Annotated in this window: 6 protein-coding genes; 4 read left to right on the top strand and 2 right to left on the bottom strand. The window is 39.7% G+C overall.

Annotation, left to right across the window (positions count from 1 at the left end; genetic code table 11):
- Together B4J23_RS10015 and B4J23_RS10010 are read right to left on the bottom strand one after the other, a co-directional pair.
- Window positions 1-429, bottom strand: a 429-nt coding sequence (locus B4J23_RS10015; RefSeq protein ID WP_291360380.1) for a TonB-dependent receptor plug domain-containing protein, incomplete at its 3' end; no start/stop codon positions are given.
- A 413-nt stretch (window positions 430-842) separates the two neighbouring features.
- Complete coding sequence (locus B4J23_RS10010; RefSeq protein WP_291360378.1) at window positions 843-3,080, bottom strand: TonB-dependent receptor; 2,238 nt, start codon at window positions 3,078-3,080, stop codon at window positions 843-845.
- A 503-nt stretch (window positions 3,081-3,583) separates the two neighbouring features.
- Here B4J23_RS10010 and tig point away from each other — a divergent pair.
- From tig to B4J23_RS09990, 4 genes are all read left to right on the top strand, one after another.
- Window positions 3,584-4,915 (top strand): trigger factor, encoded by a 1,332-nt coding sequence (gene tig, locus B4J23_RS10005; protein ID WP_005232218.1) that lies wholly within the window; start codon window positions 3,584-3,586, stop codon window positions 4,913-4,915.
- Window positions 4,916-5,105: 190 nt separating this feature from the next.
- Window positions 5,106-5,711: an ATP-dependent Clp endopeptidase proteolytic subunit ClpP gene (gene clpP / locus B4J23_RS10000; RefSeq protein ID WP_004781985.1), complete on the top strand. Its 606-nt coding sequence runs from the start codon at window positions 5,106-5,108 to the stop codon at window positions 5,709-5,711.
- A 29-nt stretch (window positions 5,712-5,740) separates the two neighbouring features.
- Window positions 5,741-7,051 carry an ATP-dependent protease ATP-binding subunit ClpX gene (clpX, locus tag B4J23_RS09995; protein WP_291360375.1) on the top strand — a complete coding sequence of 437 codons (1,311 nt, stop codon included), beginning with the start codon at window positions 5,741-5,743 and terminating at the stop codon, window positions 7,049-7,051.
- A 167-nt stretch (window positions 7,052-7,218) separates the two neighbouring features.
- Window positions 7,219-7,917, top strand: a complete 699-nt coding sequence (locus B4J23_RS09990; protein ID WP_291360373.1) for a DUF2846 domain-containing protein — start codon at window positions 7,219-7,221, stop codon at window positions 7,915-7,917.
- Window positions 7,918-7,923: the final 6 nt, after the last annotated feature.

Here is a 7,923-nt window from a genome sequence, read left to right as displayed (position 1 = left end):
GTATTCGTGACCTCGACTCACAGCGCCGAGGTCACGAATACCATCCAGATAGGTAGAGCTTTGAGTTGAAAAGCCGCGCATCTGGAAGGCATCGCCAGCACTGGTATTCCCATTTTCGCCGAGTTGCAGGGTAATTCCTGGCGTATTACGTAAGGCTTCGACCAGGGTGGTTGCACCTTGTTCTTTTAATAAGTTTTTGTTGATAATCGAAACAGTTTGAGGCGTATCTACTAAAGTTTGGTTAGATTTAGCAGAACTTAATTGATCCACTTTATATTCATTTGCAGTTTTATTCTTAACTGTAATTTCTGGAAGCTGAATAACGCCTTCATTGGTGATGTTGTCTGCATGAGTGATCAGTGGCAAAGTTGCAGCAAGTGCGACCAATGAAGTCTTGTAATAATGTTTCCGGCTTTTGATATGCGCCATGTGACAGAATTCCTGAATTGAATAATATTTCCCTTACCACCTTGATATGCTCGAGTTCATCAAATAGCAGCAATTATGGAGTTATTGTTATGGCCTTTAACAATTTTGCGAATTTTAGTGATAATAATTATCATTAACAATATTTAATTAAGTCATTCTTATGAATTTATGGATGAAATTACTGTTTAATATTTAAACTTTAATCTGGGATTTCTATTAAGAAAAATTTCAAAATAAACTTATTTTTCAGTTTTTTACCTAAGATTAAAAAAATGTAATTATTTTCTATTTAAAGCTTTTTATCAAAAGGTTTATAAATACAACTAAATCTAGATTTAAAGTTTTATATCTTTCAGAAAATAAAAATAGCCTCACAAATGAGGCTATTTTTTGATGAGGGAAGAAGCTAAAACTTAGTATTTAAAGTTCAGAGAAAGAACTGCGTTACGGCCTTCTGCTTCAGTTGCATAGTGAGATGCATAAGCTTTAGTGAAATAACGTTCATCAGATAAGTTATTTACATTTAACTGCAGGTCAACATTTTGATTTACGTTATAACGTGCCATGGCATCATAGCGTACATAACCTGGAACATATTTAGTATTCGCTAGGTCACCATACACTTTGTCCATCGCAACTGCACCAGCACCGATTGTTAACGCAGGGGTTAGATCATAAGTCGTCCAAAGTGTGGCTGAGTTTTTCGCAACGTTAGGCATTTTATTTCCATTATATGGACTATCTTCATTTGTACATACAGTTGGTCGACCGCTACATTTTTTTCCATTATCAACAGCTTCACTGTCTAGGTATGTATAGCCCGCAGAGACTGCCCATTTATCAGTAAGATTACCGTTTAAACCAAGCTCAAAGCCATCTACCTTACTTTCACCAACGTTAGCATAAGTAGTCGGTGTTAACTGAACTCGAGCATTCTGTTTTTCAGTACGGAAAATTGCAGCAGTCAAATTCAATTTGTCATTAAATAGATCCCATTTCGTACCAATTTCAAATGTGCGGCTTTCTTCAGGATCGAGATTGCTATAATTTTCTGCAATACCTTCTGAACCATCACCTGAGTCAACACCTACAGGGTTGGCTGAAGTAGCGAAGCTTGTGTAAATAGATCCATTTTCACGCGGTTTAAAAGTAAGACCTGCCTGGTAAGTGAAGAAATCAGCGTCACTTGAAATGGTTTCACCTGAAGCATTGGTTTTTTGCTTGGTATCAAAGTCATCCCAACGCAATCCTAAGTCCAATAACCATTGCGGATTGAGTTCAATGTTATCCAGTAAATAAATAGAAGCTGTTTCTGTGGTAGTGGTCGTGGTAGCTCTGTTGGCTGTACGAGCACCTAACCATTGATCACGTGAGTTTGGATTGGTTAAAGAAGTACACCATGCATCATTATTTGCACAATCACTGTTAAATCCACCTGTCGTGCTATCAGGGTAGCCAGGGTAGGTGGTTGAATAGTTACCTTTATCAGATTCTTGTTTAGAGTATTCAACACCTGTATTAAAGCTATGCTTTAGAGCACCGGTATTAAACTTACCTGCTAAAGAAAGTTGATCGCTAAAGGTTTCTGTATCTGTAATCCGTGAGTTAATACGACGCCATACTTTATCATTGAGTACGTTACCTTTTGAGTCATCAGGCTGCGTCCATAGATAATCATTTTTTGACTTGCTATAAATAGCAGTATTACTCAAAGTCAAATCATCAGTCAGATCATGTTCTAATTTAAGTGTACCAATCTGATTTTCTTGTTTCTGGAAATCACGATTTAATAAACCATAGTAGATGCCTTGTTTAACATCGATAGGTTTACCGACAGTCGCTTTTTTATCTTTGTCATAATTATATGGAACACCAGCATCAGGCGTATCATCAGATTTTAAGTAGTAATAGCTTAAAGTCCCACGAGTAGGAGTATCCAGGCCAAAACTGATACTTGGTGCAATACCTACACGTTTATATTCAGCGCCGTCTTTCTGACCTGCTTTTTCATTTTGATGACCCATCACAGCAATACGCGCTGCAATGCCATTACCGAAATCTTTGTTGCCATCTAAAGTGATCCGCTGGTAATTATCGGTACCTTGTGCAATGGAACCTTCTAAAGAATCACCAGCTTTAGCAACCTTAGAGATCATGTTGATGTTACCGCCAGTCGTACCGGCACCGCCCATTGCAGAAGAAGAGCCTTTGGTCACTTCAACCTGTTCGACCGCAAACATTTCACGGTTTTGTGAAGTCGCGCTACGAACTCCATCTACATACATTGAGCTTTCAGAGTTATAACCACGAATAAATGGACGATCGCCATTCGGGTTGCCACCTTCACCCGCACCCAAAGTAATACCAGGTACAGTACGTAAAGCATCAGAAAGTGTAGTGACTTGAGTGTCTTCAATCAGTTGCTTAGAAATGACTGATACAGATTTAGGTGTATCCAGTAAAGGTGCAACAAATTTCTTATTTGCGGAATTATCTACTTTTAAACTTGGTGCCTGTTCAGCTTTAACTTCTTGATGAATAGTTTCGAGCTTGACCACATTTTCATCAGCCACAGCATTTACAGTTACAATCGAGAGGGAAGAGGCAATCGCCGATGAAACGAGTTTTTTACGTGATTTGATAAACGACATGTGGGAACCCGAAAAAAAGCTTAAAATTTATGTATGCGAATAATAATAATTCTTATTTAAATTAAGAATTACTTGCCGATAGGAAATGACGATTTTAAGGATTGTATTAATTGGTTTGATCAATGTGATAGTGTATCAAAATGTTTCTAAGTTAATGTATTTAAAATAGATCTGATTAATAGATTATTATCGTTACTTTTATTGAGATTATTAGAGTTTAAAAATTTTGAAGAAAAGATAAAGAAAAGTTTACTAAAAGTCCTATAAAAATCCATAAATGCCGATGAATGAGATGATCTGTCTAGTTTCAGTAATCAATATATCTACTCTTATTTGAGGGAAGGGATATTTAATCAAAGAAAAATGAATTTGACTGAATAAATTTGATTATTACAGCATCAATAAAGACGATTCAAGTATTGTGTTTTGTATATCTGCAAATGTTGTCATATAATGTGGCACATTTTTATAAACCTGTTATTACCAAATATATAGAGGAAGCCATGCAAGTAACTTCTGAAGCGGTTTCGGGCGTTGCCCGTCGTTTAAATGTTTCTGTACCGACGAGCCGTATTAATGAGCAATTTGAAGCTCGTTTAAAACGCACTGCTAAAACTGCGAAGATCAACGGCTTCCGTCCAGGTAAAGTACCTGTAAACGTAGTTCGTCGTGAATACGGCGCTGGTATCTACCAAGAAGTTGTCAACGACATCATTCGCGACACAGTTTTCGAAGCAATCCAACAAGAAAAAATCAACGCTGTTGGTATGCCAAACATCGAAAAAACTGAAATGAAAGATGATGCTTTAGTTTATGAAGCGACTGTTGAAGTTTATCCAGAAGTTGAAGTGAAATTCGAAGGTCTGGAAGTTGAACGTAAAGCGTCTGAAGTAAATGATAAAGACGTTGAGAAGATGATTGAAAATCTTCAAAAACAACGCGCTTCTTGGGCTGAAACTAAAGGCATGGCTAAAAAAGACATGCAAGTAACTTTCGACTTCGAAGGTACTGTTGATGGCGAAAAATTTGAAGGGGGCGCTGCGCAAGACTTTAAACTTGTTTTAGGTTCTGGTCGTATGATCCCTGGCTTCGAAGATGGCATCATCGGTATGAAGAAAGGCGAAGAGAAAGTGATCGATGTTACTTTCCCTGAAGATTACCAAGCTGAAAACCTTGCTGGCAAACAAGCTCAATTCAAAATCAATGTGAAACTTGTTGAAAAACAAAAACTTCCAGAAATTGATGCTGAATTCCTGAAAATCTTCGGTATTTCTGAAGAAGATGGCGTTGAAAAACTGAAAGCTGACGTTCGTAAAAACATGGAACGTGAAGTGAAAAACGGCCTACGTAACCAGGTTAAAGGCGCAACTTTCGATGCACTTGTAGCTGCAAACGAAGTTGAACTCCCATCTGCAATGGTTGCTCAAGAAATTGACCGTCAACGTCAACAAATGATCCAGCAGTTCACTCAACAGTTCGGTGCTCAAGGCGCGAAAGCATTTGATTCAAGCATGCTTCCTGATGACCTGTTTAAAGAACAAGCTGAGAAATCAGTTAAACTTGGCGTATTGGTAAGCCGCATTCTTGCTGATGCGAAAATCGAAGTAGATCAAGCGCGCGTTGAAGCTTATATCGAAGACATGGCTTCTTCTTACGAAGATCCAAACGAAGTAATCGAATACTTCAAAAATGACAAGCAACAACGTGCTCAAATCGAAGCAGTTGTACTTGAAGACCAAGTTGTTGATCACATCCTAGCATCTGCTAAAGTGACTGATGCGACTGTAAGCTATGAAGACTTATTGAAAGAGCAACAAGCTCGTCAACAAGGCTAATTCAAGCTTTCCATAAAAAGGCGCTTTGTGCGCCTTTTTTCATATTAGTAATTTCTTGACATATCTGATTTTCACAAAACTAATGCAAAAAATATGATGGAATTATTCGCGATTATTTTGCAATTTCATTGATTATCCCTCATATTGTGATTATGGATTAAGTCACAAAAATTTAGGAATAAATAAACCTATGTATGTTCCAACGATTGAAAACGCTTTAGTGCCAATGGTGGTAGAACAATCCTCTCGTGGTGAGCGTTCTTTTGATATTTATTCACGCCTTTTACGTGAGCGGGTAATTTTTCTGACAGGTGAAGTTGAAGACAATATGGCCAACCTGATCGTTGCGCAAATGTTGTTTTTAGAAGCTGAGAACCCAGATAAAGATATTCATCTATATATCAACTCACCGGGTGGTTCGGTGACTGCTGGCATGGCGATCTACGATACCATGCAGTTTATTAAACCGGATGTTGTGACTTACTGTATGGGTCAGGCAGCATCAATGGGCGCATTCCTGCTCAATGCAGGGACTAAAGGCAAACGTTATTGCCTTGAAAATGCACGTGTCATGATTCACCAGCCTTTGGGTGGTTTCAAAGGCCAGGCATCAGATATTGAAATTCACGCACGTGAAATTCTGTTCATTAAAGAACGTTTAAACCGTTTAATGGCTGAACATAGCGGTCAGGACTATGAAAAAGTGGCACGTGATACAGACCGTGACAACTTCATGACTGCTCAGCAAGCGAAAGAATACGGTCTTGTGGATGAAGTTCTAACGAAACGTCCATAAGTTTTAGAGATTGAGATATTGGAGTAAATATGTCCGAACATCCTCAAGGACAAAAGCATTGTTCATTTTGCGGTAAAACGCAGTCTGAAGTCGGAAAGCTGATTGCAGGCGAGGACGCATACATTTGTAATGAATGTGTGGACGTATGCTTAGATTTGGTTCAAACCAGTCAACAGGTCGAAACCAATGACTGGGCGAACCGTCCTTTACCGAAACCGCATGAAATCCGTGCGGCGCTCGATCAATATGTGATTGGTCAGGACGTAGCGAAAAAGACATTATCTGTGGCCGTATACAACCATTACAAACGTCTGAAAGTACAGACTAATGGTAAGAAAGCAGATGATTCCGTTGAAATTGCAAAAAGTAATATCCTGCTAGTCGGTCCGACGGGTTCAGGTAAAACTTTGCTGGCACAAACCCTTGCCCGTCTTCTGGACGTTCCATTTGCCATGGCAGATGCAACAACCCTAACTGAAGCGGGTTATGTGGGTGAAGATGTTGAAAACATTGTACAAAAGCTTTTGCAAAAAGCTGATTACGATGTCGAAAAAGCGCAAAAGGGTATTATCTATATCGATGAAATCGACAAGATTACCCGTAAATCTGAAAACCCATCCATTACTCGTGATGTATCAGGTGAAGGCGTACAGCAAGCCTTGCTGAAAATGATCGAAGGTACGGTTGCTTCAATTCCACCACAAGGTGGCCGTAAGCATCCACAGCAGGAATTTATCCAGATTGATACCTCGAATATCCTGTTCATCTGTGGCGGTGCATTCTCAGGTCTTGAGAAAATCGTACAGCAGCGTCAGGAGAAAGGTGGTATTGGCTTTACTGCAGAAGTCCGTAATAAAGACGAAAGCAAAAAGCTGTCTGAATTGTTCCGTCAGGTCGAAGCGACTGACTTGGTGAAATTTGGTCTGATTCCAGAATTCATTGGTCGTTTACCAGTGATTGCGACTCTGGATGAGCTGGATGAAGAAGCTTTAATGCAGATTCTGACTGAGCCGAAGAATGCATTAACCCGTCAATATAAACATTTGTTTGAGATGGAAAATGTGGACTTGGTCTTTGAAGATTCAGCACTACGTGCCGTTGCGAAAAAAGCACTGGAACGTAATACTGGTGCGCGTGGCCTGCGTTCGATTCTGGAAAATTCATTGCTAGAAACTATGTATGACTTGCCGAGTCGTAGCGATGTAGGCACTGTGGTGGTGAATGAAGCCGTCATTAATGGTGAAGCTGCACCAGAATTTCGTGCTGAACGTCAACCACATGATGAGCCAGAAACAGCGTCGAAAGTTGATTTAAAGGTGGTGAATAGCAAATCTGCTTGATTGCTATTCGTCAGAAACGTGCGAAAACCCCGTGTTTTCGCACGTTTTTTATTTCCAAAAGATAAAAGCAGATGCTAATCTCAACATCTAGGCGTGGACGCCGAAAGCTATAAAAATATATCGCAAAGCACTTGCATACAAGAATAAAGACGCAGTGAGGGATAAGCATGCGTGGAGTCGCAATGGTGCTCATCGGCAATTTGGCGCTGATGGGTTGTCACGGTAAAAAAGCCGTAGTTGAGCCTACACAGCCACTCAGCACTTTAAAAAATATTGATCTTGAAAAAAAACCGGGCTTTGTCGAACAGCATCGGGTGGGGATGTTTACGATTGGTGGCTGGGTCAACCAGAAACAGGGCAATCATTTTCAGGCAGTTAAACCTCAGCATGAGGACGCTGCAATCGTTTATTTATACCGCCCGGATTCCAAATGGAACCGTCAGGAAATTGTCGCTGCTAGCCTATTTATCAATCAGCATCGTATTCCGAGTTTATTGCATAATCATCATTACTGGATTGAGTTACCTGCAGGTACTTATCGCTTGAGTACCAGCCGTCCTTTAGGTGCTTTGCATTTCCAAAAACCTAAGTATCTGGACTTTACGGTAGAAGCGGGACAATCCTATTTTATTAAGTATGATGAAGAAAATCTAAGCACCCGTCGTAGTGTTTCGGGACCTCTGATGCTGATGCCGAGCAGTGTGGGTCTCAATGAAATTGCTTTTACCCAATTGAAATCGGACAGTTTTAACTTTTTTGCACAGGATCAGGAAACTGGGAAAATCCGCAAGAAAGCTCAGAAAATTAAAGCGACTGAATATGATCCATCTACAGATGTACAGTTAACCACACCATTTAAACTCTGAGATCGG

The sequence above is a fragment of the Acinetobacter sp. UBA3025 genome (assembly GCF_002367915.1).
Classification (GTDB): Bacteria; Pseudomonadota; Gammaproteobacteria; order Pseudomonadales; family Moraxellaceae; genus Acinetobacter.
This window is presented reverse-complemented; position numbering and strand designations above follow the sequence as displayed.